Below are 25,900 nucleotides of genomic sequence, written 5' to 3'. Positions count from 1 at the left end.
AGCCGCCCGGCGCTCAGCCCGGCGCATGCACCGCCCGCAACGCGCCCTGATGGCTGAGCCAGCCCACCGGGCTGCCCCGCTCCGCGTCGAGCACCGGTACCCCGCTCCCGGCCGCGGAGAGCAGGGTGTGCAGGGCCTGGGCGAGCGGCTGGTCGGCGGTCACCGGCGCGGGCGGCTCGGCGAGCGGACCCACGGTGGCCGGTGCCGCGTCCGGCTGTTCGGCCAGGGCCTCGGCGACCGCCCGCGCGGTGACGACACCGACGTACGCCCCGCGGTCGTCGACCACCGGCAGCGCGCCGTGGCCCGAGCGGCCGAGCAGTTCGGCGGCGTCGGCCAGCGGGGTGGCGGCGGGCAGGAGGGCGGGCAGTGGCTCCATGACGGTGCCGACGTGCTGGGCGCCGATCGGCGCGCCGGGGGCGGGGCCCTGGAGGTCGATGCCGCGTCGGCGCAGCTTGAGGGTGTAGACGGTGTCCCGGCACAGCAGCCTGCTGGTGACGGTGGCCAGCACGACGGCCAGCATCAGGGGCAGGATGATCGAGTACTCGCCGGTCAGCTCGAAGAGGATGACCACGGCGGTGATCGGCGCCCGTGCCGCGCCGGCGAACACCGCGCCCATGCCGACCAGCGCGTACGCGCCCACGGCGCCGGCCGAGCCGGGCAGCAGGTGGTGGACGCCGATGCCGTACGCGGAGCCGAGCATCGCGCCGATGAACAGGCTCGGCGCGAAGACGCCGCCCGAGCCGCCGATGCCGATGGTGAGGCTGGTCGCCAGCATCTTTCCGGCGAGGAGCAGCAGCAGGAAGCCCGCCGCGTAGCCGCCCTCGGTCGCCCTCTGGAGGACCGGGTAGCCGACGCCGTACATCTGGGGCAGTGCCAGCAGCACCAGGCCGAGCCCGAGGCCGCCGACCGCCGGGCGCAGCCACTCCGGGCCCCGCCACAGCCAGTCGCAGGCGTCCTCGACCAGGTAGAGGAAGCGGGTGAAGCCCACGCCGACGGCGGCCGCGACGACCCCGAGCAGGGCGAACAGGCCGTACTGGGGGAGGTGGCCGACGTGGAAGTCCGGCAGGTTCAGGAAGGCGTTGTCGCCGAACGCGGCCCGTCCGATCACGCTCGCGGTGACGCTGGCCAGGACGGTCGCGCCGAACGCCTCGGCGGTGAAGGTGCCGAGGATCAGCTCCATGGCGAAGAAGACGCCGGCCAGGGGCGCGTTGAAGGTGGCCGCGATGCCGCCCGCGGCGCCGCAGGCGACCAGCAGCTTCATCCGGCCCTCGGTCGACCGGGTCAGCCGGCCGAGGGTGGAGCCGAGCGCCGAGCCGATCTGGACGATGGGGCCCTCGCGGCCCACCGAGCCGCCGGAGCCGATGGTGAGTGCCGAGGCCAGCGTCTTGACGACGGCGACCTTCGGACTGATCCGCCCGCCGCGCTGGGCGACGGCCAGCATGACCTCGGGCACGCCGTGCCCGCGCGCCTCCTTGGCGAACCGGTTGACCAGGGGGCCGTAGAGCAGCCCGCCGACGACCGGGGCGAGGAGCACGAAGTACGGGCCGAGCCAGGGCACGTGCGGGTTGTCCACGCCGGGGGAGGCGGCGTAGTCGGCATGGCCGGACAGCAGCCGGGTGAAGGTCTGGATGCACCAGCGGAAGACGATCGAGCCCAGGCCCGCCCCGGCGCCCACGACCACGGCCAGGACCAGGACGATCCAGGCGCCCTGCGGTGGACCTGCCGGTCCTGGTGCGGGCGCCCGGCCCCGTGCCGCCTCGCCCGGCCCGCGCTTTGTCTCCTTTGCCACCGATATGGCACTCATTGATTCTCCTCCCTCACTTTTGCAGTATGCAAAACGTGTGGGGGATGCCGCCACGGCGCCTCCCCGGCTTTGGTGGTCCGGGGACCCCGCAGCGCGTAACGTGACGCTCCATGAAGATCCTCATCAGTGCCGACATGGAGGGGGCCACGGGCGTCACCTGGCCGGCGGACGTGCTGCCGGGGACGCCGCAGTGGGAGCGGTGCCGGGGGATGTTCACCTCGGACGTGAACGCCGCCGTACAGGGCTTCTTCGACGGCGGCGCCGACGAGGTGCTCGTCAACGAGGCCCACTGGACCATGCGCAACCTGCTGCTGGAACAGCTGGACGAGCGGGTAAAGATGCTCACCGGGCGGCACAAGGAGCTGTCCATGGTGGAGGGCGTCCAGCACGGCGACGTGGACGGCATCGCCTTCGTCGGCTACCACGCGGGCGCCGGAATGGAGGGCGTGCTCGCCCACACCTACCTCGCCAACCAGATCACCGGCGTCTGGCTGAACGACGTACGCGCCAGCGAGGGCCTGCTCAACGCGCACGTCGTCGCCGAGTACGGCGTCCCCGTCGTCCTCGTCACGGGCGACGACGTGGCCTGCGAGGACGCGCTCGGCTACGCCCCCGAGGCGCTGAAGGTCGCCGTCAAGGACCATGTGTCGCGGTACGCGGCCGTGTGCCGCACCCCGGCCCGCACCGCCGCCGGCATCCGTGCCGCCGCCAAGGAGGCCGCGCGGCTCGCCGTGCGCCACGCGCCCGTGGAGGCGGGGCCGTTCACCGTCGCCGTGGAGTTCGACGCCGAGCACCTGGCGATGGCCGCGACCGTGGTGCCGGGGGTCGCGCGCATCGGCGAGCGGAAGGTGGCGTACACCAGCGCCACCATGTACGAGGGCATCCGGACGTTCAAGGCGGTCACCACGATCGTCTCCAACGCCGTGGAGGAGCAGTATGGCTGACGCGCAAGCCCTCGACGAGGTCGTGGAGTTCACCTCGGGGCTGATCCGGATCGACACCACCAACCGGGGCGGCGGCGACTGCCGGGAGCGGCCCGCCGCCGAGTACGCCGCCGAGCGGCTGGCCGGCGCCGGCCTCGAACCGCTGCTGCTGGAGCGCACCGGGGGCCGTACCAATGTGGTCGCCCGGATCGAGGGCACCGATCCGGGGGCCGACGCCCTGCTGGTCCACGGTCATCTCGACGTGGTGCCCGCCGAGGCCGCCGACTGGAGCGTGCACCCCTTCTCCGGGGAGGTCCGCGACGGGGTGGTGTGGGGGCGCGGCGCCGTGGACATGAAGAACATGGACGCGATGATCCTCGCCGTCGTCCGCTCCTGGGCCCGCTCGGGAGTGCGGCCCCGCCGCGACCTGGTCATCGCGTTCACCGCCGACGAGGAGGCCAGCGCCGAGGACGGCTCCGGCTTCCTCGCCGACGAGCACGCCGAGCTGTTCGAGGGCTGCACCGAGGGCATCGGCGAGTCCGGCGCCTTCACCTTCCACGACGGCGCCGGGCGGCAGATCTACCCGATCGCGGCCGGGGAACGCGGCACCGGCTGGCTCAAGCTGACCGCCCGCGGCCGCGCCGGGCACGGCTCGAAGGTGAACAAGGAGAACGCGGTGACCCGGCTCGCCGCCGCCGTCACCCGCATCGGCGAGCACGAGTGGCCGCTGCGGCTCACCCCGACCGTGCGCGCCGCGCTCACCGAACTCGCCGCGCTGTACGGCATCGACGCCGACTTCCGCGATGTCGACCGGCTGCTGGAGAAGCTGGGCCCGGCCGCCAGGCTGGTCGAGGCGACCGTCCGCAACAGCGCCAACCCGACCATGCTGGACGCCGGTTACAAGCTGAACGTGATCCCCGGCGAGGCCGTCGCCCATGTCGACGGACGCTATCTGCCCGGCGGCGAGGAGGAGTTCACCGCCACCCTCGACCGGCTCACCGGCCCGGACGTCGACTGGGAGTTCGCGCACCGCGAGGTCGCCCTCCAGGCACCGGTGGACGTGCCGCTGTTCGCGCGGATGCGGGACGCCGTACGGGAGTTCGCGCCCGAGGGCCACGTCGTGCCGTACTGCATGTCCGGCGGCACCGACGCCAAGCAGTTCTCCCGGCTCGGCATCACCGGCTACGGCTTCGCCCCGCTGAAGCTGCCCGAAGACCTCGACTACCAGGCGCTGTTCCACGGCGTGGACGAACGCGTGCCCGTCGCGGCGCTGCACTTCGGTGTCCGCGTCCTCGACCGCTTCCTGCGCACGGCCTAGACGACATGGGGGAGGACAACATGCTCACGATGCCGTACGGCACCTGGCCGTCACCCATCGACGCGGCGCTCGCCGCCGCCCACGACGGCCGCCCGGACTGGGTGGGCTACGTCGGGGACGAGACCTGGTGGACCGAACCCCGCCCCGGCGAGGGCGGCCGCCGCGCCCTGATGCGGCGCCGTGCCGACGGCACCGAGGAGTCGCTGCTGCCCGCGCCGTGGAACGTGCGCAGCCGCGTCATCGAGTACGGCGGCCGGCCCTGGACCGCCGGGACGCGAGGCGGCACGCCCCTCGTGGTGTTCACCCACTTCGCCGACCAGCGGCTCTACCGGTACGAGCCCGGCGGCGAGCCCCGCCCGCTCACCCCGCTCTCCCCGGTCGGCGGCGGACTGCGCTGGGCCGAGCCGCGCCTCGACCTCGAACGGGGCGAAGTGTGGTGCGTGCTGGAGGAGTTCACCGGCGACGACCCCGGCGACGTGCGGCGCGTCCTCGCGGCCGTACCGCTGGACGGCTCGGCCGCCGGGGACCGCGGCGCGGTGCGCGAACTCACCGCGGAACGGCACCGGTTCGTCACCGGACCCCGGCTCTCCCCGGACGGCCGGCGCGCCGCCTGGCTCGCCTGGGACCATCCGCGGATGCCCTGGGAGGGCACCGAACTGCTGGTCGCCGACGTCGGCGAGGACGGCACCCTGCACGGCGCGCACACCGTCGCCGGGGGCCCCGACGAGGCCGTCGCACAGGTGGAATGGGCCCCGGACGGCAGACTCCTGTACTCCAGCGACCGCGGCGGCTGGTGGAACCTCTACCGCGACGGCGTCCCGCTGTGCACCCGCGAGGAGGAGTTCGGCGGCCCGCTGTGGCAGCTGGGCCTGCGCTGGTTCGCGCCGCTGGACAGCGGCCTGATCGCGGTCGTGCACGGCAAGGGCTCGACCCTGCTCGGCATCCTCGACCCGGAGACCGGGGAGATCGTGGACGCCGCCGGACCGTGGACCGAGTTCGCCCCGAGCCTCGCCGTGCACGGCGGCCGGGTCGCCGCCGTCGGCGCCAGCCCGCGCACCGCCTACGAGGTGGTCGAGCTGGACACCACCACCGGTCGCGCCCGCGCCGTCGGCGCCCGCCACCGGGACCCGGTGGACCCCGCCTACTACCCCGAGCCGCAGATCCGCGTCTTCACCGGACCCGACGGCCGCGAGGTGCACGCCCACATCTACCCGCCGCACCACCCCGAGCACACCGCGCCCGACGGCGAGCTGCCGCCGTACGTCGTCTGGGCGCACGGCGGCCCCACCAGCAGGGTGCCGCTCGTCCTCGACCTGGAGATCGCCTACTTCACCTCGCGGGGCATCGGCGTCGCCGAGGTCGACTACGGCGGCTCCACCGGGTACGGCCGCGCCTACCGCGAGCGGCTGCGCGAGCAGTGGGGCGTGGTCGACGTGGAGGACTGCGCGGCCGTCGCCCGCGCGCTGGCCGAGGAGGGCACCGCGGACCCGTGCCGGCTCGCGATCCGGGGCGGCAGCGCGGGCGGCTGGACCACCGCGGCCTCCCTCACCAACACCGGCGTCTACGCCTGCGGCACCATCCTCTACCCCATCCTGGACCTCACCAGCTGGGCCTCCGGCGGCACCCACGACTTCGAGTCGCGCTACCTGGAGTCCCTGATCGGGCCGTTCACCGACGTGCCGACCCGCTACACCGAGCGCTCGCCGGCCAGCCACGCCGACCGGCTCACCGTGCCGTTCCTGATGCTCCAGGGCCTGGACGACGTGATCTGCCCGCCCGTGCAGTGCGAGGAATTCCTCGCCCGCCTCCAGGGCAAGGGCGTCCCGCACGCCTACCTCACCTTCGAGGGGGAGGGGCACGGGTTCCGCAGGGCGGACACCATGATCCGCGCGCTGGAGGCCGAACTCTCCCTGTACGCCCAGGTGTTCAAGCTGGACGTGCCCGGCCTGCCCCGGCTGGAGCTGCACCGGTGAACCCCCTCGTCCGCCCGCCGCGGCTGGCTCCGGGCGCCCGCGTGGCCGTCGTCGCCCCCAGCGGGCCCGTGCCCGAGGAACGCGTCCAGGCGGGCCTCGACGTACTGCGCGGCTGGGACCTCGACCCGGTCGTCATGCCCCATGTCCTGTCCCGGCACGGCGAGTTGGGCTACCTGGCGGGCAGCGACGCGGAGCGGGCCGCGGATCTCCAGCGAGCCTGGTGCGATCCGTCGGTGGCCGCGGTGCTGTGCGCCCGCGGCGGCTACGGCGCCCAGCGCATGGTCGACCTGCTCGACTGGGAGGCGATGCGCGCGGCCGGACCGAAGGTCTTCGCCGGGTTCAGCGACATCACCCATCTGCACCAGGCGTTCGCCGCCCGCCTGGGCCTGGTCACGCTGTACGGGCCGGTGGCCGCCGGGATCGACTTCATCAAGAGCGCGCGGGCGCAGGACCACCTCAGGGCCACGCTGTTCGCGCCCGAGACGGTACGCACCATCGCCACGACCGGAACCCCGCTGGTGCCCGGCCGGGCCCGCGGGGTGACCCTCGGCGGCTACCTCGGCGGGCTCGCCGCCGACCTCGCAACCCCGTTCGCCCCGGCCGGTGCGCGCGGCGGGCTGCTGATGATCGAGGACGTGACCGAACAGCCGTACCGCATCGACCGGTTGCTCACCCAGCTGCTGCGCTCCGGGTGGCTCGACGGGGTCGCCGGGATCGGACTCGGCTCCTGGGAACGCTGCGGCCCGTACGAGGAGGTGCGCGCCGTCCTCGCGGACCGGCTCGGCGGACTCGGGGTGCCGGTCCTTGAGGAGATGGGGTTCGGGCACTGCGAGGGCGCGCTGACCATCCCGTTCGGGGTGCGGGCGGAACTCGACGCCGACGCAGGAACGCTGACGCTGGCGGAGCCCGCGCTGCGCTGATCTCCGGTGCGGGACGCGTAAAGTGGCCGGATGCCGCACACCGCGTCCCGCTACCTCGCCGAAGGCCCCCGTGTGGGCATCCGCCACTTCACCCTGGCGGACGGACCCGCGTTCACCGCGCGCGCCCGCGAGAGCAAGGACCTGCACCGGCCGTGGCTGTTCCCGCCGGACACCGAGGACGCCTACGCCGACTACGCCGGGCGGCTGATCGAGGACCCGGCGAGGGCCGGCTTCCTGGTGTGCGAGCGCGACAGCGGGGACATCGCCGGGTTCATCAACATCAACAACATCGTCCGGGGCGGCTTCCGCTGCGGCGCCCTCGGCTACGGCGCGTTCGCGCACGCCGCCGGGCGGGGCCTGATGCGCGAGGGCCTGGAACTGGTGATCGGCCACGCCTTCGGGCCGCTCGGACTGCACCGCCTGGAGATCAACGCCCAGCCGGAAAACACCGCCTCGATCGCGCTGGCCCGGAGCGCCGGGTTCCGCCTGGAGGGCTTCTCGCCGAAGATGATCTACGTCGACGGGGACTGGCGGGACCACGAACGCTGGGCGCTCACCGCCGAGATGCGCGCCTGACCTCGCACGCCCCGCCGCGTCGGGGCCCCGGCGCCCTTTGCGCAATCTAGACCGGCAGCTCCCCTGGCCGAGTCATCGCCCGCCGGGTTCCATGGTCGTCGTGACAAGGATCCGACGTGAGGTACTGACTCTGCCCGCCGCCGAGTTGGGCCCGGACAACCCGCTGCCCGCGCTGCGCCCGCTCGACGAGGTCCACCGCCTCGACGACCGCGACCTCGACGGCATACCCCGCGACATGGCGCGCGCTCTCGGCTACGCGCCGCTGCGCAGCCTGCTGCCGGTCCGCCTCCGCGACGGCTACGACAGAACCCGCGCACCCCGCCCGCTCGACGCCCTGGTGATCGAGAACGACCGGCTGCGCGCCACCGTCCTGCCCGGACTCGGCGGCCGTGTCGCCTCCCTCGTCCACCTGCCGACCGGCCGCGAACTCCTGTACCGCAACCCGGTGTTCCAGCCCGCCGACTTCGCCCTGAACGGCGCCTGGTACTCCGGTGGCATCGAGTGGAACATCGGCGCCACCGGCCACACCACCCTCTCCTGCGCACCCCTGCACGCCGCCCGCGTCCCCGCCCCCGACGGCGGGCAGATGCTGCGCCTGTGGGAGTGGGAGCGGCTGCGCGACCTGCCCTTCCAGGTCGACCTGTGGCTGCCGGACGGCTCCGACTTCCTCTACGCCGGCGTGCGCGTCCGCAACCCGCACCAGCACCCGGTGCCCACGTACTGGTGGTCCAACATCGCGGTACCCGAGGAGGTCCGCGTCCTCGCCCCGGCCGGGGAGGCCTGGCACTTCGGCTACGAGCGGCGGCTGCGCCGGGTGCCCGTCCCGTCGTACGACGGCATCGACCGCACGTACCCGCTCAACAGCCCTTACGCCGCCGACTACTTCTACGACGTGCCCGACGGGCGGCGCCGCTGGATCGCGGCGCTGGACGCGGACGGGCACGGGCTGGTGCAGACCTCCACCGACGCGCTGCGCGGCCGTAAGCTGTTCGTCTGGGGCAGCGGGACCGGCGGCCGCCGCTGGCAGCAGTGGCTCACCGAGCCCGGCACCGGCGGCTACTGCGAGATCCAGGCGGGCCTCGCCCGCACCCAGCTGGAGCACGTCCGGCTGGACGCGGAGAGCGAGGTGAGCTGGCTGGAGGCGTACGGCCCGCTCGACACCGAGCCCGCGGGGGAGTGGCACGGCGCCGTCCGGCGGGCCGGGGAGCGGCTGGAGTCGGTGCTGCCCCGCGCCCGCGTCGAGGAGGCGTACGCACTGTGGCGGCCCGCCGCCGACACCGAACCCGGCGAAATCCTCGCCACCGGCTCCGGCTGGGGCGCGCTCGAAGTGCTGCGCGCCGGCTGGAAGCTGCCCGGCACCCCCTTCCCCGAGTCCACGCTCGGCCAAGGCCAGGAACCCTGGCGTCAGTTGCTGCGCACCGGCAGCCTGCCCGCCCCGCCCGGCCCGCGGCCGTACACGGAGACGCTGGTCGCCCCGCACTGGCGGGAACTGCTGGAGACCGCGCCCGCCACCTGGCACACCGAGTACCACCTCGGCATCGCCCAGTGGCACGCGGGCGACCGCGCCCAGGCCGTGCGCAGCTGGGAACGCGCCCTGCCGCACGCGCCCGCGCGCTGGCCGCTGCTGCGCGCCCTCGCCGTCGCCGACGCGGACGACGGCCACCACGAGCGGGCCGCCGACCGGTACACCGACGCCTTCGCCGACCTGTGCGCCGCCGGGGGCCCCGAGGACGGCGGCCGGGACGCGGACCGCACCGCCGTGCCGGCCGCCCTCGGCCGCGAGACGCTCGAAGCGCTGCTGCGGGCCGGGCGGACGGCGGCCGCCCGCGCCGTCTGGGAGCGGCTGCCGCCTCCCGTCCGGCAGCGCGGCCGATTCCGGCTGCTGGAGGCGGAGTTGCTGCTCGCGGAGGGCCGGCGGGACGCGGCGCGGGCCGTGTTCGACGCCGGGTTCGAGGTCGCCGACCTGCGGGAGGGCTCCCGCGCGCTCGACCGGGTGTGGGCCCGGCTCACTGGTGAACCCCTGCCCGCCCGCTACGACTTCCGGATGCGCCCCGACCCCGACTGAGCCCTCAGCCGTGCTGGTCCACGTACTCGAAGATCGACCCGTCCGGGTGCATCGCGAGCATGTTGCGGCCCGCCGGGGTCGGTACCGGCTCCACCAGGATGCGGGCGCCGAGGCCGGTCAGCAGTTCCTGCGCCTCGCCCACGTCCTTGACGGCGATGGTCGCGGTGACCTTCCGCAGGATGTCCAGCTCCGCCTCTGGGCCGCTCATCAGCAGGAAGGAGCCGATCGCGGCGACCCGCACCCCGCCGCGTTCGAAACGCTGCGCGGTGCCACCGGCCAGCCGCTCGTAGAAGGGGATCGCGGTCTCGATGTCGGCAACGCAGATACGCAGCGAGGCGCCCATAATCTCCATACGGACGAGCCTAGTTGGGACCAGGGTCCGCGCGCAGGTTCCCCGGAGTTACCCGAGATGCGCACAGGGTACCCGCGTACCATGAACCGTTCACAGCCTTTGGATCATCTGGAACATCTCGACAAGGAGCTGGTCGAGGAGCTGGCTCAGGTGGCCCGCGTGACGGTACGGGAGGAGCTGCGCGAGCAGACCCGCAAGCAGCGCCGTACCGCCGTGCTCTACGGCGCGTCGGGCGCCGCCGCCCTGTACGCGGGCGGCGCGGTGGTCGTCGCCGTCGGCCTGGCCCTGGCGACCGGGCTGCCCGGCTGGGCCGCCGCCCTGATCACCGGGGCGCTGCTGGCCGCGGTGGCGTACGCGCTGCGGGCCGGCGCCCACTCCTCGTCCTCCCGGCACCAGCCGCACCCGCCGCACCATGTGATCGGCGGCACCCCGCCGGTCGCCCCGCCGGGCGGCCTCGGGCTGCCCTACCCGCCGGTCCCCGAGAACCCGCCGGAGCCCCCGGCCGGACTGGACGACCCGCGCCGGTGACCGGCACGGGGCGCCCCGTCCGGGGGCGCTCCCGTCCGGCTCACCCCTCGGCCAGCCGGGGCAGCACCTTCGTACGGTAGAAGTCGAAGAAGCCCTGCTGGTCGGGGCCGATCTGGTTGACGTACACGCGGTCGAACCCGGCGTCGCCGAAGGCGCGCAGGGCGGCGGCGTGTTCGTCCGGGTCGTCGCCGCACACCACGTTCTGCCGGACCATGTCCGGTGTGACCAGCTCGTGCAGCTGCTCGAAGTGCTTGGGGGAGGGCAGGACTTGGCCCATCTCGCCGGGCAGCAGCTCGTTGTACCAGAGCCGGTGCACCTGGCGGACGCAACTCTCGCGGTCGGTGCCGTAGCAGACCTTGGTGCCGCCGCTGACGAGCTTGGCCCCGCCGCCGCCCTTGCGGAAGGAGGTGACCATCTCCTCCTCCGGCATCATGGTGATGTAGCCGTCGCCCACCCGCGCGGCGAGCGCCGTCGCCTTGGGGCCGAAACCGGAGATGTCGATCGGCACCGGCTCGTCGGGCACCGTGTACAGGCGGGCGTTCTCCACGGTGTAGTGCGTCCCGTGGTGATCGACCTCCTCGCCGGTGAACAGCCGGCGCATCACCTGCACCGCCTCCTCCAGCATCTCCAGCCGCACGTGCGCCGGGGGCCAGCGGTCGCCGAGGATGTGCTCGTTCAAAGCCTCGCCGGTGCCGAGGCCCAGCCGGAAGCGGCCCTCGGTCTGCACCGCGCAGGTGGCCGCGGCATGCGCCGTCACCGCCGGGTGCATCCGCACGGTCGGGCAGGTCACGGCGGTCTCGATGGGCAGCGACACGGCCTGGGAGAGCGCGCCGATCACCGACCAGACGAAGGGGCTCTGACCCTGCGCGTCGTTCCACGGGTGGAAGTGGTCCGAGATCCACAGTGCCTGGAACCCGGCCTGCTCGGCCATCCGCGCCTGCTCCACGAGCGCGGCCGGACCGTGCTCCTCGCTCGCCAGGAAATAGCCGTACTCGGGCATGAGGGGACCTCCGCGTGCCGAACCGGGTGTGCGTGTCCGGGGCCGGGTAACCGGGGGTACCGGGGGTGAAACGCGGCCCGCACCGACGCGCCCCGCGCCCGCGCCCCGGCGGGCGGCCCGTGTGCTCCGGCCGGGTGAGCGCCCCCGCGTTTGGTTGGCCGGGCCCCGGATACGCGGAAAACCTCGCACGAGCCCACCGCCCGAGGCGCCGCCGTGGGCCGACCGCGCCGCGGGGAAGCCGGCCCCGGACCGGCCCGGCGAGGGGCCGCCCCGGACGCCCGCGCGCCGCCCCGGTGAAACCGGTGCCCGCCATCGACCGACGACCACGATCTCGCGCAAGGAGAACCATGGACACCGCCGAACTCGCCGAACTCGGACAGCAGTTGCGCGTCGACAGCGTACGGGCCGCCGCGGCGGCGGGCTCCGGGCACCCCACGTCCTCGATGTCCGCCGCCGACCTGATGGCCGTCCTGCTCGCCAACCATCTGCGCTACGACTTCGAGCGCCCCGAGCATCCCGCCAACGACCGCTTCGTGCTCTCCAAGGGCCACGCCTCGCCCCTGCTGTACTCCGCGTACAAGGCGGCCGGCGCCATCGAGGACGGCGAGCTGGTCACCTTCCGCAAGCTGGGTAGCCGGCTCGAAGGACATCCGACGCCCCGCAGGCTGCCCTGGGTGGAGACGGCCACCGGCTCCCTCGGCCAGGGGCTGCCGGTAGGGGTCGGCATCGCGCTCGCCGGGCTGCGCCTGGACCGCACCGGCTACCGGGTGTGGGTGCTGTGCGGGGACAGCGAGCTGGCGGAGGGCTCGATCTGGGAGGCCGCCGAGCACGCCGGGTTCGAGAACCTGGACAACCTGAAGGTGATCGTGGACGTCAACCGGCTCGGGCAGCGCGGCCCCACCCGGCACGGCCACGACCTGGACGCCTACGCCCGCCGCTTCCAGGCCTTCGGCTGGCACACCATCGAGATCGACGGCCATGACGTGGACGCGATCGACCGGGCGTACGGAGAGGCGCTGTCCACCACCGGGCAGCCCGTGGTGATCCTCGCCCGCACCCTCAAGGGCAAGGGCGTGGCCGCCGTGGAGGACCGGGAGGGCCAGCACGGCAAGCCGCTGCCCGACGCCGACGAGGCGATCGCCGAACTCGGCGGCCCCCGCCGGCTGCGGCTGCGCGTGGGCGAGCCGCCGGCCGCCGCCGCGCTGCACGACCACACCACCGAGGCGGTCCGGCTGCCGCGCTACGACAAGGGCGACGAGGCCGCCACCCGTGACGCCTTCGGCGCCGCCCTCGCCGCGCTCGGCGACGCGCGCGGCGACGTCGTCGCCCTGGACGGCGAGGTCGGTGACTCCACCCGCACCGAGGAGTTCGCCAAGGCGCACCCCGAGCGCTTCTTCGAGTGCTACATCGCCGAGCAGCAACTCGTCGCCACCGCCGTCGGGATGGCGGCGCGCGGCTGGGTGCCGTACGCCGCGACGTTCGCCGCGTTCCTCACCCGCGCCCACGACTTCGTACGCATGGCGTCCATCAGCGGCTCCGGCATCAACCTCGTCGGCTCGCACGCCGGCGTCGCCATCGGCCAGGACGGGCCCTCCCAGATGGGCCTGGAAGACCTCGCCATGTTCCGCTCCGTGTACGGCTCCACCGTCCTCTACCCCTGCGACGCCAACCAGACCGCCCGGCTGACCGCCGCCATGGCCGGCCTCGACGGCATCCGCTATCTGCGTACCTCCCGCGGCAAGACCCCGGTGCTCTACGACGCCGACGAGGAGTTCCCGGTCGGCGGCAGCAAGACGCTGCGCTCCTCGGAGGAGGACCGGCTGACCATCGTCGCTGCCGGGGTCACCGTGCCCGAGGCCCTCACGGCGGCCGACCGGCTCGCCGAGGACGGCATCGCGGTCCGGGTGATCGACCTGTACTCGGTCAAGCCCGTGGACGCCGAGACGCTGCGCCGGGCCGCCGAGGAGACCGGCTGCCTGCTCACCGTCGAGGACCACCACCCCGAGGGCGGCATCGGGGACGCGGTCGCGGAGTCCTTCGCGGACGGCCGCCCGGTGCCCCGCCTGGTCCGGCTCGGGGTCCGTACGATGCCCGGTTCGGCCGCCCCCGACGAGCAGCTGCACGCCGCGGGCATCGACGCCCTCGGCATCGTGGCCGCGGCGAAACTGCTGGTGGAGGAGGCGGTGGTGCGGTGAGCGACGGCGCGCCGCGGCGGATACGGGCGGGCCGCCGCGCGGTGGAGATCCAGCGGCCGGGGAAGATCCTCTTCCCCGGCCGCGGGGGTGCGCCGGAGTACACCAAGGGCGACCTCGCCGACTACTACCGCTCCGTCGCCCCTTACCTGCTGCCGCACCTCAGGGGCCGCCCGCTGATGCTGGAGCGCCACCCGGACGGTGTCGACGGCCCGCGGTTCATGCAGAAGAACAGCCCCGAGCACTACCCGGAGTGGATCACCCGCGCCGAGGTCGCCAAGGAGGGCGGCACCGTCACGCACGTCGTGTGCGACGACACCGCCACCCTCCTCTTCCTCGCCGACCAGGCCTGCGTCACCCTGCACCGCTGGCTCTCCCGCACCGACCGGGCCGCCGGGCCCGGCCGCCCCGACCGGCTGGTGTTCGACCTCGACCCACCGGACGAGGACTTCGCCCCCGTCCGCGAGGCCGCCGCCGTGCTGCGCGCGCTGCTGGACGAACTCGCCCTGCCCGCCGCCCCGATGACCACCGGCTCGCGCGGACTGCACCTCGTGGTCCCGCTCGACGGACGCCAGGGCTTCGCCGAGGTACGGCAGTTCGCCCACGACGTCGCCGAACTCGCCGCCGCACGGCATCCGGACCGGCTCACCACAGCCGTCCGCAAGGAGGACCGCGGCGACCGCCTCTACCTCGATGTGCAGCGCAACGCCTACGCCCAGACCGCCGTGGCCCCCTACACGGTCCGCGCCCGCCCCGGCGCCCCCGTCGCCGTGCCCCTCGCCTGGCCGCAGCTGGACGAGCCCGGCGTCCACGCCCGCCGCTGGACCATCGCCGACGCCCTCGAACAGGCCCGCACCGACCCCTGGGCCGGCCTCCCGGCCCGCGCCCGCGGCCTGGGACCCGCCCGGCGGCGCCTCGCGGAGCTGCGCGACTGAGGGCGCTCCGAAGGTTTGGCCACGGAATGAGCGGCCACCCGCACCAAGAGGTGGCCATGTCGAACACACATCGCACAACACGGACACAGAATTCACGGGATTCCCAGCAGGAATCCGAGCGGGAAGAAGACCGCGAAGCACCCGAAGAAATCGAACAGGAACCGGAGCGGGAGCCCCGGAAGACCCGGAAGCGGACCCGGCCCTCCCCCGAGGGCGAGGAGTCCACGCACGAGCCCGAGGCCCGCGCGCCGGGCCCCATGGAGGTACTGCGCCAGGCACGCGCCCAGCTCGCCGAGCTGACCGGACTCGTACCCGAGTCGGTCTCCTCCTTCGAGCAGACCGAGGACGGCTGGTCGCTCGAAGTGGAGGTACTGGAGCTGGAGCGGGTGCCGGACACCATGAGCCTCATGGGCGCCTACCAGGTCGAACTCGACCAGGACGGGCAGCTCACCGGCTACCGGCGGGTCCGCCGCTACGAACGCGGCAGAGCCGACCCGCGCCCCGGCGGCCGCTAGACGCACCGCCCACCACGACCATTCGGCACCTATCCCGGAGGAGGAACGGCCGGCATGACCGTTGTCCCGGCACAGCAGACCGGCGGCGGAGGCAGCAGCGGCCTCTACGACGTCCTGGAACTGGTACTCGACCGCGGCCTGGTGATCGACGCCTTCGTGCGCGTCTCCCTGGTCGGCATCGAGATCCTGAAGATCGACGTCAGGGTCGTCGTCGCGAGCGTCGACACCTACCTGCGCTTCGCCGAGGCCTGCAACCGCCTCGATCTGGAATCCGGACCCAACAAGAGCCCCGGCCTGCCCGACGTGGTCGGCCAGGTCACCGAGTCCGGCGCACGCGGCAAGTCCAAGGGCGCGCTCTCCGGCGCCGCCGAGACCATATCCGACGCGTTCAAGCAGGCCCGCGAGGAGGGCGAGGAGCGGCCCCGCACCCGCAAGGCCGCGGCCCGCCGCAAGGAGGAGCAGGAGTGAGCACGTACGTCTACGGGATCACCGCCCGTTCGCACCCGGCACTCCCCGAGGGGATGACCGGCGTGGGCGACCCGGCCCGGCCCGTGCGGGTCCTCGCCGCCGGCGAGCTGGCCGCCCTGGTCAGCGAGGCCCCGGAGAACCTGCGCCCCAAGCGCCGGGACCTGCTCGCCCACCAGAACGTGCTCGCCGAGGCGGGCGCCGGCGGCTGCGTGCTGCCCATGCGGTTCGGCAACGTGGCCCCCGACGACGACACCGTCATCCGGGTCCTCCAGGAGCGCGCCGACCACTACCGGGAGCGGCTCGCGGCCCTGGAGGGCAAGGTCGAGTACAACGTCAAGGCCAACCACATCGAGGAGGCCGTGCTGCATCTGGTGATGGCCGAGCAGCCGGACGTACGCGCCCTGGCGGAGGCCAACCGCAAGGCGGGCGGCGGGAGTTACGACGACAAGCTGCGCCTCGGCGAGATGGTCGCCGGTGCCGTCAAGGCACGGGAGGCCGCGGACGCCGCCGAGGTGCGCGCCCTGCTGGAGCCGGCCGCCGCCGCGGTGAGCTCCGGCCCCCAGTCCACCGGCTGGCTGCTCAACGACTCGTTCCTGGTGGCCCGCGACACCGCGGAGGAGTTCCTGGCCGCCGTCGAGCGGGTCCGCGCCGGCCATTCCCACCTGGAGCTGCGCGTCAACGGCCCGTTGCCGCCGTACAGCTTCGTCGAGCCGGGCCCCGCCCAGCCCGCGGAGGCCACCGCCCCGGCCCCCTAGGGGCGCGGCCGACCCACGAGAACGGCCCGGACGGAGAGCGGAAGGAGGATCCCATGGGGCTGATCAAGGAAGTGCTGCTGCTGCCCTTCGCGCCCGTGCGCGGCAGCGGCTGGGCGATCAACCAGGTGCTCCGCGAGGCGGAACGGATCTACTACGACCCCGCCACCGTACGGGCCGAACTCGCCCGCCTCGAAGAACAGCTGAACGCGGGCGAGATCACCGAGGAGGAGTTCGACCGGCGCGAGGACGAACTGCTCGACCGGCTGGAGGCCCAGCAGGGCCCCGGCGACACCACAGGCAACGGAACGGGACGATGAACCGAACGGCACTGGGCCTCGCCGTAGGGGCCGGATACTTCCTGGGACGTACCAGGAAACTGAAGATGGCACTCGCGGTCGGCTCGCTCGTGGCGGGCAAGAAGCTCAACCTCGGTCCGGGTGCGCTCGCCGACCTCGCCCGCCGGCAGCTGCGGGACAACCCGCAGTTCAAGGAGATCGGCGACCAGCTCCGCACCGATCTGCGGGGCGTCGGCAAGGCGGCCTCCGGGGCCATGGTCGAACGGCAGATGAGCAGCCTCGCCGACCGCCTGCACGACCGTACGGCCCAGGTGCGCGGCGAACTCTCCGGCGAGAACGCGGACGGGGGCGGCGACGAGCGGGAGGACGAGGACCGCGAGACCCGCGACAGCGGGCGCGACGACGGGGACGGCGACCGCGAGGGCCGGGACGAGGACCGCGCGGCCGGGAAGTCCGGCGACCGGAAGCCCGCCGCCAGGAAGACCGCGGCGCGGCGCACCGGCACGACGGAGAAGCGGGGCCCCGCGAAGAAGACGGCGGCCAAGAAGACCGGCGCCCAGCGTCAGACGGCCGCGAAGAAGCAGGCCGGCTCGCGCCGCGGCGGTTCCGCGAAGGGCGGTGACGAACGATGACCGACACCGTGGGATCCGCGGCCTCGGCCGCCGGGCGGGCCAAGGGCGCCGCCAAGGACGCGGGGCCGCTCGCCGACCTCGCCCACAGCGAGGCCGCCGACCGGCTGAAGGAGGAGGCGCAGGAGTACCTGTCCGCGCAGGCCCAGCGGCTGCTCACCGGCCTCGGCCGCAAACTCGGCGAGACCACCGGCAAGCTGAACGACATCGCGGAGGGCAACAGCCCCGGCTTCGCGAAGCTCGCGCTCGACGGCGGCCGCAAGCTCGCCGAGGGCAAGGGCCCGCTGCGCACCGCGCTGGAACTCGGCGCCTCCCGCGCCAAGGACAGCGTCACGGACGCCGTCAAGAACCTCGGCGGCGGCAAGAAGGGCGGCAAGGGCCGCGGCGGCAACAAGCCCACCGTGATCATGGAGTCCATCGACGTGGGCGTGCCGCTGCGCACCGCCTACGACCAGTGGACGCAGTTCCAGGAGTTCTCCACCTTCGCGCACGGCGTCAAGAGCGTCTCCCGCGCGGGCGACACCGAGACCGACTGGCAGGCGAAGATCTTCCTGTCCAGCCGCAGCTGGAAGGCCCGCACCACCGAGCAGATCCCCGACCAGCGCATCCAGTGGACCTCCGAGGGCGCCAAGGGCAGCACCAAGGGCGTCGTCACCTTCCATGCCCTCGGGGACAACCTGACGAGGATCCTGCTGGTCATCGAGTACTACCCGAGCGGTTTCTTCGAGAAGACCGGCAACCTGTGGCGCGCCCAGGGCCGCCGGGTCAGGCTGGACCTGAAGCACTTCGCCCGCTTCATCACCCTCAAGGCGGAGGCGGAGGACAGCTGGCGCGGCGAGATCCGCGACGGCGAGGTCGTCCGCAGCCACGAGGACGCGATCGCGGAGGAGGAGTCCCAGGAATCCGGAGAGGAGTCCGGGGAATCCGGGGAGCCGGAGGAATCCGAGGAGCCGGAGGACCAGGACCAGGAGCCCGAGGGCCGGGCCGGGGACCGGGAATCGGAGGAGCCCGAGGAGTACGAGGACGAGGGCTCGTACGAGTACGAGGACGAGGACGAAGCCGGGGAGCCGGAAGAGGACGAGGAGGACGAGGAGGAGCTGGCGGACGAGTACGAGGACGAGGAGCCCGAGGACGAGGAGTACGAGGGTGACGAGGAGGAAGAACCCGAGTACGCCGAGCGCGGGAGCCGTCGATGACGACCCCCGCCCCCCGGTCGGGCGGGTTCGCCGAACCGTACGGCCACAGCTCGGGCGCGAACCTCGCCGACATCCTGGAACGCGTCCTCGACAAGGGTGTCGTCATCGCCGGTGACATCCGGATCAACCTGCTCGACATCGAACTGCTCACCATCAAGCTGAGGCTCATCGTGGCTTCGGTGGACAAGGCGAAGGAGATGGGGATCGACTGGTGGGAGAGCGACCCGGCCCTGTCCTCACGGGCCCGCCGGGACGAGCTGACACGGGAGAACGCCGAGCTGAGAGAGCGGCTGGCCCGGCTGGAGGAACTGGAGCCGGGCCGTGCGCGGAAGGAGGCGCCATGAGCGGGCTGCGTTATGTGTATGCCGTCTGCCGCCCCCTCGGGGCGCCCCTCCAGGCCCAGCTGACGGGCGTCGGGGGCGCCCCGCCGGCCCTGCTGTCCCACCGCGGCCTGGTCGCGGTGGTCAGTACGGTCCCCGAGGCCGACTTCTGCGAGGAGGGGCTCAAGGCCCACCTGGAGGACCTGGACTGGCTGGCCGCGACCGCCCGCGCCCACCAGGGCGTGATCGACGCGCTCACCACCGTCACCACCCCGCTGCCGCTGCGCCTCGCGACCGTCTTCCGGGACGACAGCGGGGTGCGCAGCATGATGGAGGCCCGCGAGGCGGACTTCCTGGGCGCCCTGGACCGGCTGGAGGGCCGGGTGGAGTGGGGCGTCAAGGTGTTCACGGAGCCGCCGCCCGCCGAACCCGCCGCGCCGGCCGGCGCGTCCGGCAAGCCCATGAGCGGCCGGGACTATCTGCGCCGCCGCCGCGCGGACACCCGCGCCCACGAGGCGGACCTCCAGGCCGCCGAGGCGTTCGCGGACGCCCTGCACGAGCGGCTGTGCGCGCACGCCGAGGACTGCAGGCTGCACCCCCCGCAGAACGCCTCGCTGTCCGGCGCCCGTGGCCGCAATGTGCTCAACGCGGCCTATCTGGTGCCCCGCGACCGGTCCGAGGAGTTCGTGGAGCTGGTGGACCGCACGAAGGACGAGGCCGGCGGGCTGCGGGTGGAGCTGACCGGGCCCTGGGCCGCGTACTCGTTCAGCGGGTTCGCCGAGGAGGACGCGCGGCACGGTGCGCGGGCGGGGGAGGGCCGGTGACCGTCGTGGAGCGCCGGGAGATCGCCCTGGTCGACCTGCTGGACCGGCTGCTGGCGGGCGGCGTCGTCATCGCCGGCGACCTCACGCTGCGCATCGCCGACGTGGACCTGGTCCGCATCGACCTGAACGCGCTGATCAGCTCGGTCAACGAAACCGTGCCCTCGCCGTTCGAGATACCGCTCGAAGCGCCGTCCGGGCCGCCCGCGAAGGAGCTGTGATGTCCGCGCGCAACCGGCTCGACCTCGAACCCGACACCGTCGAGCGCGACCTGGTGAAACTCGTCCTGACCGTGGTGGAGCTGCTGCGCCAGCTGATGGAGCGGCAGGCGGTACGGCGCTTCGACACCGGCGACCTGACCGAGGAGCAGGAGGAGCGGATCGGGCTCACCCTGATGCTCCTGGAAGACCGGATGGCGGAACTCCGCAACCGCTACGGCCTGCGCCCCGAGGACCTCAACCTGGACCTCGGCCCCCTCGGCCCCCTGCTGCCCCGCGACTGACGGGCACGCCGGGGCGGCCACGCAGGAGCGTCCACGTACGGGCTCGCACCCACGGGCGGCCTCACTCGCGGCCTCGCGGGTGAGCCGGACTTCCGGGCGTCTCGTCGATGGCAACCGGAGAAGTCCACGGGCACGCCCCCTTCTTCCAGACGCTGGGAACCGTGCCGCAGCTCACGCCTCCTTGCGGCACAGGATCTCTCCGTGCAGTACCGCGAACCAGCCGTCCTCCCGCCGTCCCCACTCCCGCCAGGCGTCCGAGACGGCCCGCAGCCGCTCGGGCGTGGCATGGCCGGATGCCGTGGCCCGTTCGGCGTAGGCGGAGGCGAGGGTGCGGTCCGCCCACAGGCCGCTCCACCAGGCGCGCTCCTCCTCGGTGGCGAAGGTCCAGGTGCCGCAGGTCGCGGTGATGTCCCGCAGCCCCGCGGCCAGCGCCCAGGACTTCAGCCGGCGCCCGGCGTCCGGCTCGCCGCCGTTGGCCCGCGCCACCCGCTCGTACAGCTCCAGCCAGTCGTCCAGGCCCGGCACCGCCGGGTACCAGGTCATCGCCGCGTAGTCGGCGTCCCGTACGGCGATGAACCCGCCCGGCTTCGTCACCCGCCGCATCTCGCGCAGCGCCTGCACCGGGTCGCCCACGTGCTGGAGCACCTGGTGGGCGTGGACCACGCAGAAGGTGTCGTCCGGGTAGTCCAGGGCGTGCACGTCGGCGACCGCGAAGTCGACGTTGGCGAGCCCGCGCGCGGCGGCCGTCTTTCGCGCCTGCTCCAGGACGCCGGGGGCCTGGTCCACGCCCGTCACCCGGCCGTCGGGCACCAGCTCGGCCAGATCGGCGGTGATGGTGCCGGGCCCGCAGCCGATGTCCAGGATCCTCATGTGCGGCTTGAGCGAACCGAGCAGGTAGCCCGCCGAGTTGGCGGCGGTGCGCCAGGTGTGCGAGCGCAGCACCGACTCGTGATGCCCGTGTGTGTAGACGGCAGTCTCCCGTGCTTTCGCCATGCCCGTACCCCTTCTCGTCGCACCGGCCGGACCCGGCCCGCGTCACGGTTCACAGTACGCGCGGCGACCGTATGGCGAGACCTGTGTTTCGCCATACGGACTGATGGGCCGTCAGGAGGACTCGGGCAGCGGACGGTAGACCGTCAGTGCCTCCGGCAGCTTCTCCACCGTCACCTCGCCCGAGACGGTCGTGACCTCCCCGTCGTACGCCAGCGGGGTGCCGGGCGCCAGGCCGGTCAGCCGCAGCCGGTTCACCTGGACGGCCGCATGGGCGGGCGAGCGGGTCAGGGGTCCCGCGGCGGCCGCGGCCAGCAGCCGCAGCGCGGCCCGGCCGCTGCCGTGCACCACCCGCACGTCCAGCAGTCCGTCGGCCAGGTCGTTGCGGCGGCCCGGCGCGAGCCCCATCCGGTGGTAGACGCCGTTGCCGGTGAACAGCAGCCACAGCGGCCGCCGTTCACCGCCCACCTCCACCTCCAGCGGATGCCGGCCCGCGCGCAGCACCCGCAGCGCGCCGAGCAGCCCGGCCGGCCAGCCGCCGATCCGGTGCGACCAGGCGTCGCGGGCGCGCACCAGCTCCGGGTACACCCCGAGGCTCAGCGTGTTCAGGAACAGGCCCTGGTCGCCGTCGGAGACGAAGCGGCCCACGTCCACCCGTACCGCCTCGCCCTTGCGCACCGCACGGGCCAGATCGCGCTCGTCCTCCACGCCCAGATCGTGGGCGAAGTGGTTCAGGGTGCCGCCCGGCAGCACGGCCAGCGGCAGCCCGTGGCGCAGGGCGACGGCGGCGGCCGTGTTCACGGTGCCGTCGCCGCCGCACACCCCGAGCACCCGCGCCCGCGTCGCCGCCTTCGCGAGCGCGCCGCCCGCCTCGCCGGGCTCGCACTCCACGATCTCCGCGCGCGGCAGCGCCGCCCGCAGCGCGCCCACCCGGTCCGCGGTGCCCGAGCCCTGGTTGACGACCATCACCAGACCCTCGCCCTCCACCAGTGCGGGCACCTCGGCGCGCGGCCGGGCGCCGGGCACCGTCGCGGCGCGGACCGGCACGAGCCGCCGTACCAGGAAGGCGGCGCCCGCGCCCAGCGCCGCGCCGGCCAGCACGTCGCTCGGGAAGTGCACCCCGGTGTAGACGCGGGAGGCGGCCACCGAGAGCGCCAGCGGCGCCACCGCCGAGCCCCACGCGGGGGACTCCAGGGCGACCCCGGTGGCGAAGGCGGCCGCCGACGCCGCGTGGCCCGAGGGGAAGGAGGTGGTGAACGGCTGGTGCCGCAGCCGCCGCCCCAGGGGCACCGGGTCGAGCAGCGGCCGGGCCCGGCGCACCGAGCGCTTGCCGAGCGTGTTGACGGTCGCGGAGGCCACGGCGAGCGAGGCCAGGCCCCGTACGGCCGCCCGCCGGGCCCGCGGCGTACGGCTCGCCGCCACCGCGGCGGCCACCGCGCCCCACAGCACCCCGTGGTTGGCGGCGCGGCTCAGCCGGGGCAGCACGTGTTCGGCGCCCGGCCAGTTCCAGCGGGCGGCCCGCTCGAAGAGGCGGCCGTCGGCGGCGAGCAGCCGCTCGTACAGGGGGTGCGCGGCGGCGGTCGGGGCGGTCAGATCCACGTCCGGAGTCTCGGTCAGGTCCATGGGGGTGCGGATACCCTGAAGTGCCCGTTTCCTGTCCCGCGACGGCCTGCCCCGCGAGGGCGCCGCCCGGACGCCGCGAGGAGGACGCCCGGATGCCGCGAGGAGGACGCCCGGATGCGCCTACTTATGATCCGCCACGGCCAGACCACGTCCAATGTGCGCGATCTGCTGGACACCGCCGCACCCGGACCGGGGCTCACCCCGCTCGGCGAGGCACAGGCCGCCGCGCTGCCGCGGGCGCTGGCCGCCGAGGACATCGACGCCCTGTACGCCTCCCCGCTGATCCGCACCCAGCTCACCGCCGCCCCGCTGGCCCTGGCACGGGGGCTCGGAGTGACCGTCCGCGACGGCATCCGGGAGCTGTCCGCGGGCCACCTGGAGATGCTGCCCGGCGACGCCCCCGAGGCCCAGCCCTATCTGCGGACCGTCTTCGCCTGGTCGGCCGGGCACACCGCGCTGCGCGTCCCCGGCGGGGAGAGCGGCGAGGAGGCACTCGCGCGCTACGACGCCGTGATCGAGGAGGCGTACGGTAGCGGCGCCGCGACGGCCGCCCTGGTCAGCCACGGCGCCGCGATCCGGATGTGGACCGCGGCCCGCGCCCGCAACATCGACGTCGCCTTCGCCGCCGCGCGCCCGCTGGCCAACACCGGTGTGATCACCCTGGAGGGCGACCCCGGCACCGGCTGGCGGGTCCTGACCTGGGAGACCCACACCATCGAGCCACCGGGCACGCCCGGCCCGACGGGAGAGCCCCTGGACACCAGCGGCTGAACCGGGGCGGCCGAGGGGGCCACCGGCGAAGGCGCACGGGGAACCGTGAGCACCCCCCGCGCCCACTGCCGCCGTCGCGTCCGCGTGCATGGTGTTGGGTGGTCGTCGTGTGCGCGTGCATGGTGTTGGGTGGTCGTCGTGTGCGCGTGCATGGTGTTGGGTGGCCGTCGTGTGCGCGTGCATGGCATTGGGTGGCCTTCGCGTCCGCGTGCATGGTGTTCGGTGGCCTTCGCGTCCGCGCGCACGGCGTTCCGTGGCCCCTAGTCTCGGCGCCCCCGCTGCGGCCGTGCGCCCCGCTGCGGCCCCCGCGCCTACTGCGGCTCCGCGTCCCGCAGCGCCCCCGCGCCTCCGCGCGCCCCGCGGTCCCCGTGTGGCACCGCCCCCCTGCGGCTCTCGTGTTCTCCGCGCGCACGCACCGCGCCCCCCGCGGCCTCCCGCGCCACCGTGCCCCCGCCCCCTCCGCCATTTCCCCCGCACCGCGCCCCCCGGCCCGCGGCCTCCCGCGCCACCATGCCGCCCGCCCCTCGCCCCTCCGCCATTCCCCCCGCACCGCGCCCCTCGCGGCCCGCGGCCTCTGCGCCCCCGTGCCTCCCGCCCCCTCCGCCGGCCCCCGCCCCGCCCCCGCGCCGCCCCCCGCGCCGGACCCCCGCGCCCCAACCCCCTCCGCATCCCCTCGCCTCCCAGAGCCGAGCCGATCGCGCTTTCCCGCCCCTCCGATATCGGTTTGCCCCCCTCCGCCCCCGGCACGGAGAATGCCTCCCCATGGGACATCTGGAAGCCGCACATCTCGAATACCACCTCCCCGACGGGAGGACGCTGCTCGGCGATGTCTCCTTCCGGGTCGGCGAAGGCTCCGCCGTCGCCCTGGTCGGCCCGAACGGCGCGGGCAAGACCACCCTGCTGCGGCTGATCTCCGGCGAGCTGAAGCCGCACGGCGGCTCGGTCACCGTCAGCGGCGGCCTCGGCGTGATGCGCCAGTTCGTGGGCTCCGTGCGCGACGAGACCACCGTGCGCGACCTGCTGGTCTCCGTCGCCACGCCCCGGATCCGCGAGGCGGCGAAGGCCGTGGACGAGGCCGAGCACGCCCTCATGACGGTGGACGACGAGGCCGCCCAGCTGGCCTACGCGCAGGCGCTCGCCGACTGGGCCGAGGCACGCGGCTACGAGGCCGAGACCCTGTGGGACATGTGCACCACCGCCGCGCTCGGGATGCCGTACGACAAGGCGCAGTGGCGCCAGGTGCGCACCCTGTCCGGCGGCGAGCAGAAGCGCCTGGTGCTGGAGGCGCTGCTGCGCGGCACCGACGAGGTCCTGCTCCTCGACGAACCGGACAACTACCTGGACGTACCCGGCAAGCGGTGGCTGGAGCAGCAGCTCAGGGAGACCCGCAAGACGGTCCTGTTCGTCTCCCACGACCGCGAACTCCTCGCCCGCGCCGCTGAGAAGATCGTCTCCGTCGAACCGGGACCGGCCGGCGCGGACGCCTGGGTGCACGGCGGCGGCTTCGCCACCTACCACGAGGCCCGCCGCGAACGCTTCGCCCGCTTCGAGGAGTTGCGCCGCCGCTGGGACGAGAAGCACGCCCAGCTGAAGAAGCTCGTCCTGAACCTCCGTCAGGCCGCCGCCGTCAGCCACGAGATGGCCTCGCGCTACGCCGCCGCGCAGACCAGGCTGCGCAAGTTCGAGGAGGCGGGACCGCCCCCCGAGCCGCCGCGTGAGCAGGACATCAGCATGCGCCTGAAGGGCGGCCGTACCGGGGTGCGGGCGGTCACCTGCGAGGCGCTGGAGCTGACCGGCCTGATGAAACCGTTCGACCTGGAGGTGTTCTACGGCGAACGGGTCGCCGTCCTCGGCTCCAACGGCTCCGGCAAGTCCCACTTCCTGCGCCTGCTGGCCGGGGAGGACATCGCGCACTCGGGGCAGTGGAAGCTCGGCGCCCGCGTCGTGCCCGGCCACTTCGCGCAGACCCACGCGCACCCCGAACTCCAGGGCCGCACCCTGCTGGACATCCTGTGGAAGGAGCACGCCCAGGACCGGGGCGCCGCCATGTCCCGGCTGCGCCGCTACGAGCTGACCCAGCAGGCCGAGCAGTCCTTCGAGCGGCTGTCCGGCGGCCAGCAGGCCCGCTTCCAGATCCTGCTGCTCGAACTCGCGGGCGCCACCGCCCTGTTGCTGGACGAGCCGACCGACAACCTGGACCTGGAGTCCGCCGAGGCCCTCCAGGAGGGTCTTGAGGCGTTCGACGGCACGGTCCTCGCGGTCACCCACGACCGCTGGTTCGCCCGCTCCTTCGACCGCTTCCTGGTCTTCGGCACCGACGGCCACGTCCGCGAGACCCCGGAGCCGGTGTGGGACGAGCGCCGCGTCCAGCGGGCCCGGTAGCCGCCGCCGGGGCCGCCGCCCGGATGCGGAGGCCGCGGGTCCGGGA

The 25,900-nt window shown here is 74.0% G+C and carries 26 protein-coding genes; 21 read left to right on the top strand and 5 right to left on the bottom strand.

Annotated elements, in window-relative coordinates:
• Nucleotides 1–13: 13 nt before the first annotated feature.
• Nucleotides 14–1,693 carry a chloride channel protein gene (locus AC069R_RS03700; RefSeq protein ID WP_478764240.1) on the bottom strand — a complete coding sequence of 560 codons (1,680 nt, stop codon included), beginning with the start codon at nt 1,691–1,693 and terminating at the stop codon, nt 14–16.
• A 221-nt stretch (nt 1,694–1,914) separates the two neighbouring features.
• Here AC069R_RS03700 and AC069R_RS03695 point away from each other — a divergent pair, with 221 nt between their 5' ends.
• The 6 genes from AC069R_RS03695 (at nt 1,915) to AC069R_RS03670 (ending at nt 9,579) form a co-directional block, all read left to right on the top strand.
• On the top strand, nt 1,915–2,748 hold the full coding sequence (locus tag AC069R_RS03695) for a M55 family metallopeptidase (protein ID WP_478764174.1): 834 nt from the start codon (nt 1,915–1,917) through the stop codon (nt 2,746–2,748).
• Nucleotides 2,741–4,045: a M20/M25/M40 family metallo-hydrolase gene (locus AC069R_RS03690; RefSeq protein WP_478764172.1), complete on the top strand. Its 1,305-nt coding sequence runs from the start codon at nt 2,741–2,743 to the stop codon at nt 4,043–4,045. The genes AC069R_RS03695 and AC069R_RS03690 overlap by 8 nt, the downstream gene beginning before the upstream one ends.
• 5 nt (nt 4,046–4,050) lie before the next feature.
• Entirely contained in the window at nt 4,051–6,018 is a 1,968-nt protein-coding gene (locus AC069R_RS03685; RefSeq protein ID WP_478764171.1) for a S9 family peptidase, read from the top strand.
• Nucleotides 6,015–6,938, top strand: a complete 924-nt coding sequence (locus AC069R_RS03680) for a S66 peptidase family protein (RefSeq protein WP_478764170.1) — start codon at nt 6,015–6,017, stop codon at nt 6,936–6,938. Before AC069R_RS03685 ends, AC069R_RS03680 begins: the two co-directional genes overlap by 4 nt.
• Nucleotides 6,939–6,968: 30 nt before the next feature.
• Entirely contained in the window at nt 6,969–7,514 is a 546-nt protein-coding gene (locus tag AC069R_RS03675) for a GNAT family N-acetyltransferase (RefSeq protein WP_478764169.1), read from the top strand.
• A 91-nt stretch (nt 7,515–7,605) separates the two neighbouring features.
• Nucleotides 7,606–9,579, top strand: a complete 1,974-nt coding sequence (locus tag AC069R_RS03670; RefSeq protein ID WP_478764168.1) for a DUF5107 domain-containing protein — start codon at nt 7,606–7,608, stop codon at nt 9,577–9,579.
• Nucleotides 9,580–9,583: 4 nt separating this feature from the next.
• Here AC069R_RS03670 and AC069R_RS03665 read toward each other — a convergent pair whose 3' ends face one another.
• Nucleotides 9,584–9,931, bottom strand: coding sequence for a VOC family protein (locus tag AC069R_RS03665; protein WP_397983094.1), 348 nt, complete (start codon nt 9,929–9,931; stop codon nt 9,584–9,586).
• An 81-nt stretch (nt 9,932–10,012) separates the two neighbouring features.
• On the opposite strand from AC069R_RS03665, the gene AC069R_RS03660 reads away from it, so the two are divergent.
• A complete protein-coding gene (locus AC069R_RS03660) occupies nt 10,013–10,459 on the top strand; it encodes a phage holin family protein (RefSeq protein WP_478764166.1) in 447 nt (148 codons plus the stop codon).
• A gap of 40 nt (nt 10,460–10,499) precedes the next feature.
• On the opposite strand, the gene AC069R_RS03655 is transcribed toward AC069R_RS03660, so the two are convergent.
• Nucleotides 10,500–11,459 carry an LLM class F420-dependent oxidoreductase gene (locus tag AC069R_RS03655; RefSeq protein WP_478764165.1) on the bottom strand — a complete coding sequence of 320 codons (960 nt, stop codon included), beginning with the start codon at nt 11,457–11,459 and terminating at the stop codon, nt 10,500–10,502.
• Between the two features lie 347 nt (nt 11,460–11,806).
• On the opposite strand from AC069R_RS03655, the gene AC069R_RS03650 reads away from it, so the two are divergent.
• The 12 genes from AC069R_RS03650 to AC069R_RS03595 are packed head-to-tail and all read left to right on the top strand — an operon-like array spanning nt 11,807 to nt 20,088.
• Complete coding sequence (locus tag AC069R_RS03650) at nt 11,807–13,654, top strand: transketolase (RefSeq protein ID WP_478764163.1); 1,848 nt, start codon at nt 11,807–11,809, stop codon at nt 13,652–13,654.
• On the top strand, nt 13,651–14,586 hold the full coding sequence (ligD, locus tag AC069R_RS03645; protein ID WP_478764161.1) for a non-homologous end-joining DNA ligase: 936 nt from the start codon (nt 13,651–13,653) through the stop codon (nt 14,584–14,586). Before AC069R_RS03650 ends, ligD begins: the two co-directional genes overlap by 4 nt.
• A gap of 56 nt (nt 14,587–14,642) precedes the next feature.
• On the top strand, nt 14,643–15,101 hold the full coding sequence (locus AC069R_RS03640) for a gas vesicle protein GvpO (protein ID WP_478764159.1): 459 nt from the start codon (nt 14,643–14,645) through the stop codon (nt 15,099–15,101).
• A gap of 54 nt (nt 15,102–15,155) precedes the next feature.
• On the top strand, nt 15,156–15,569 hold the full coding sequence (locus AC069R_RS03635; RefSeq protein ID WP_085567431.1) for a gas vesicle structural protein GvpA: 414 nt from the start codon (nt 15,156–15,158) through the stop codon (nt 15,567–15,569).
• Nucleotides 15,566–16,324: a GvpL/GvpF family gas vesicle protein gene (locus tag AC069R_RS03630; protein ID WP_478764156.1), complete on the top strand. Its 759-nt coding sequence runs from the start codon at nt 15,566–15,568 to the stop codon at nt 16,322–16,324. Before AC069R_RS03635 ends, AC069R_RS03630 begins: the two co-directional genes overlap by 4 nt.
• A gap of 53 nt (nt 16,325–16,377) precedes the next feature.
• Nucleotides 16,378–16,641 (top strand): gas vesicle protein GvpG, encoded by a 264-nt coding sequence (locus AC069R_RS03625; protein ID WP_397983087.1) that lies wholly within the window; start codon nt 16,378–16,380, stop codon nt 16,639–16,641.
• Entirely contained in the window at nt 16,638–17,252 is a 615-nt protein-coding gene (locus AC069R_RS03620; RefSeq protein WP_478764154.1) for a DNA primase, read from the top strand. Before AC069R_RS03625 ends, AC069R_RS03620 begins: the two co-directional genes overlap by 4 nt.
• A complete protein-coding gene (locus AC069R_RS03615) occupies nt 17,249–18,445 on the top strand; it encodes an SRPBCC family protein (RefSeq protein WP_478764152.1) in 1,197 nt (398 codons plus the stop codon). The genes AC069R_RS03620 and AC069R_RS03615 overlap by 4 nt, the downstream gene beginning before the upstream one ends.
• On the top strand, nt 18,442–18,789 hold the full coding sequence (locus tag AC069R_RS03610; RefSeq protein ID WP_397983084.1) for a gas vesicle protein: 348 nt from the start codon (nt 18,442–18,444) through the stop codon (nt 18,787–18,789). The genes AC069R_RS03615 and AC069R_RS03610 overlap by 4 nt, the downstream gene beginning before the upstream one ends.
• A complete protein-coding gene (locus AC069R_RS03605; protein WP_478764150.1) occupies nt 18,786–19,589 on the top strand; it encodes a GvpL/GvpF family gas vesicle protein in 804 nt (267 codons plus the stop codon). The genes AC069R_RS03610 and AC069R_RS03605 overlap by 4 nt, the downstream gene beginning before the upstream one ends.
• Complete coding sequence (locus tag AC069R_RS03600) at nt 19,586–19,807, top strand: gas vesicle protein (RefSeq protein WP_478764148.1); 222 nt, start codon at nt 19,586–19,588, stop codon at nt 19,805–19,807. The genes AC069R_RS03605 and AC069R_RS03600 overlap by 4 nt, the downstream gene beginning before the upstream one ends.
• Nucleotides 19,807–20,088, top strand: a complete 282-nt coding sequence (locus AC069R_RS03595; protein ID WP_397983081.1) for a gas vesicle protein K — start codon at nt 19,807–19,809, stop codon at nt 20,086–20,088. The genes AC069R_RS03600 and AC069R_RS03595 overlap by 1 nt, the downstream gene beginning before the upstream one ends.
• A gap of 171 nt (nt 20,089–20,259) precedes the next feature.
• Here the strand turns inward: AC069R_RS03595 and AC069R_RS03590 are convergent, their stop codons facing one another.
• Together AC069R_RS03590 and AC069R_RS03585 are read right to left on the bottom strand one after the other, a co-directional pair.
• Nucleotides 20,260–21,081 (bottom strand): class I SAM-dependent methyltransferase, encoded by an 822-nt coding sequence (locus AC069R_RS03590; protein ID WP_478764146.1) that lies wholly within the window; start codon nt 21,079–21,081, stop codon nt 20,260–20,262.
• 111 nt (nt 21,082–21,192) lie between these two features.
• Entirely contained in the window at nt 21,193–22,701 is a 1,509-nt protein-coding gene (locus tag AC069R_RS03585; RefSeq protein WP_478764144.1) for a phosphatase PAP2 family protein, read from the bottom strand.
• Between the two features lie 114 nt (nt 22,702–22,815).
• Between AC069R_RS03585 and AC069R_RS03580 the strand changes: the two genes are divergently transcribed.
• Both AC069R_RS03580 and AC069R_RS03575 read left to right on the top strand, forming a co-directional pair.
• Nucleotides 22,816–23,472 (top strand): histidine phosphatase family protein, encoded by a 657-nt coding sequence (locus AC069R_RS03580; protein ID WP_478764142.1) that lies wholly within the window; start codon nt 22,816–22,818, stop codon nt 23,470–23,472.
• A gap of 762 nt (nt 23,473–24,234) precedes the next feature.
• Nucleotides 24,235–25,854, top strand: coding sequence for an ABC-F family ATP-binding cassette domain-containing protein (locus tag AC069R_RS03575; RefSeq protein ID WP_478764140.1), 1,620 nt, complete (start codon nt 24,235–24,237; stop codon nt 25,852–25,854).
• Nucleotides 25,855–25,900: the final 46 nt, after the last annotated feature.

It is taken from the genome of Streptomyces sp. NPDC043952, assembly GCF_056435325.1.
This window is presented reverse-complemented; position numbering and strand designations above follow the sequence as displayed.

What these genes read in the sequence shown, in the direction of transcription:
- AC069R_RS03695 (WP_478764174.1), top strand. Translation starts at nt 1,915, where the DNA reads ATGAAGATCCTCATCAGTGCCGACATGGAGGGGGCCACGGGCGTCACC.
- AC069R_RS03690 (WP_478764172.1), top strand. Translation starts at nt 2,741, where the DNA reads ATGGCTGACGCGCAAGCCCTCGACGAGGTCGTGGAGTTCACCTCGGGG.
- AC069R_RS03685 (WP_478764171.1), top strand. Translation starts at nt 4,051, where the DNA reads ATGGGGGAGGACAACATGCTCACGATGCCGTACGGCACCTGGCCGTCA.
- AC069R_RS03675 (WP_478764169.1), top strand. Translation starts at nt 6,969, where the DNA reads ATGCCGCACACCGCGTCCCGCTACCTCGCCGAAGGCCCCCGTGTGGGC.
- AC069R_RS03670 (WP_478764168.1), top strand. Translation starts at nt 7,606, where the DNA reads ATGGTCGTCGTGACAAGGATCCGACGTGAGGTACTGACTCTGCCCGCC.
- AC069R_RS03665 (WP_397983094.1), bottom strand. Translation starts at nt 9,931, where the DNA reads ATGGAGATTATGGGCGCCTCGCTGCGTATCTGCGTTGCCGACATCGAG.
- AC069R_RS03660 (WP_478764166.1), top strand. Translation starts at nt 10,013, where the DNA reads ATGAACCGTTCACAGCCTTTGGATCATCTGGAACATCTCGACAAGGAG.
- AC069R_RS03655 (WP_478764165.1), bottom strand. Translation starts at nt 11,459, where the DNA reads ATGCCCGAGTACGGCTATTTCCTGGCGAGCGAGGAGCACGGTCCGGCC.
- AC069R_RS03650 (WP_478764163.1), top strand. Translation starts at nt 11,807, where the DNA reads ATGGACACCGCCGAACTCGCCGAACTCGGACAGCAGTTGCGCGTCGAC.
- AC069R_RS03640 (WP_478764159.1), top strand. Translation starts at nt 14,643, where the DNA reads ATGTCGAACACACATCGCACAACACGGACACAGAATTCACGGGATTCC.
- AC069R_RS03635 (WP_085567431.1), top strand. Translation starts at nt 15,156, where the DNA reads ATGACCGTTGTCCCGGCACAGCAGACCGGCGGCGGAGGCAGCAGCGGC.
- AC069R_RS03625 (WP_397983087.1), top strand. Translation starts at nt 16,378, where the DNA reads ATGGGGCTGATCAAGGAAGTGCTGCTGCTGCCCTTCGCGCCCGTGCGC.
- AC069R_RS03620 (WP_478764154.1), top strand. Translation starts at nt 16,638, where the DNA reads ATGAACCGAACGGCACTGGGCCTCGCCGTAGGGGCCGGATACTTCCTG.
- AC069R_RS03615 (WP_478764152.1), top strand. Translation starts at nt 17,249, where the DNA reads ATGACCGACACCGTGGGATCCGCGGCCTCGGCCGCCGGGCGGGCCAAG.
- AC069R_RS03610 (WP_397983084.1), top strand. Translation starts at nt 18,442, where the DNA reads ATGACGACCCCCGCCCCCCGGTCGGGCGGGTTCGCCGAACCGTACGGC.
- AC069R_RS03605 (WP_478764150.1), top strand. Translation starts at nt 18,786, where the DNA reads ATGAGCGGGCTGCGTTATGTGTATGCCGTCTGCCGCCCCCTCGGGGCG.
- AC069R_RS03595 (WP_397983081.1), top strand. Translation starts at nt 19,807, where the DNA reads ATGTCCGCGCGCAACCGGCTCGACCTCGAACCCGACACCGTCGAGCGC.
- AC069R_RS03590 (WP_478764146.1), bottom strand. Translation starts at nt 21,081, where the DNA reads ATGGCGAAAGCACGGGAGACTGCCGTCTACACACACGGGCATCACGAG.
- AC069R_RS03585 (WP_478764144.1), bottom strand. Translation starts at nt 22,701, where the DNA reads ATGGACCTGACCGAGACTCCGGACGTGGATCTGACCGCCCCGACCGCC.
- AC069R_RS03580 (WP_478764142.1), top strand. Translation starts at nt 22,816, where the DNA reads ATGCGCCTACTTATGATCCGCCACGGCCAGACCACGTCCAATGTGCGC.
- AC069R_RS03575 (WP_478764140.1), top strand. Translation starts at nt 24,235, where the DNA reads ATGGGACATCTGGAAGCCGCACATCTCGAATACCACCTCCCCGACGGG.